The following is a 490-nucleotide window of genomic DNA, read 5'->3' as shown; positions in this document are numbered from 1 at the left end:
AGAATAAGTTCAAGACTTTTGTGGATAGATACACGCCGATTGAGATCTTCAGATATCGTATCGTGGTCCGTGATTGTAATAGACTCTAGGCCGATATCTTGAGCCTGTTGAATACGATTTTCAACCGTGCTGGTTCCATCTGAGGATGTTGTATGTAAGTGTAGGTCGGCCACTCCTTCGCTAAGGTTCATACTGTTTGTAACTCTACTATATCTTTTCACTATGTTGGTTTAATATCTGTCTGTAGACAAGTCATACCACCATGACACGAACTTAGTCGTATGATCTGGAAAAAGGATGGATCACTGCCTATCGGACTGACGATTGATTGAAATAGTAGTCAGGAGTAAAAATTATGTAATAGAGAACGGCGAATAAAAGTGGCTGAGCAGCCCGTTATCTCCAGACAGTATCAGCAAACTACGCGATGCTCATAAGGAATCTCAAACCGAGTTCGCTGAACAGATAGGGGAGAACACATCGACCCCTA

Annotated in this window: 1 protein-coding gene; it reads right to left on the bottom strand. The window is 42.2% G+C overall.

The genetic code is table 11. The annotated features are described in order from the left end of the window. The coding region (locus D3D01_RS22740; protein ID WP_121513867.1) for a PHP domain-containing protein at positions 1-191 on the bottom strand (191 nt) is incomplete at its 3' end. Between the last annotated feature and the right edge of the window lie 299 nt (positions 192-490).

Source organism: Haloarcula sp. Atlit-7R, from assembly GCF_003666065.1.
GTDB classification, from domain to species: Archaea; Halobacteriota; Halobacteria; order Halobacteriales; family Haloarculaceae; genus Haloarcula; species Haloarcula taiwanensis.
This window is presented reverse-complemented; position numbering and strand designations above follow the sequence as displayed.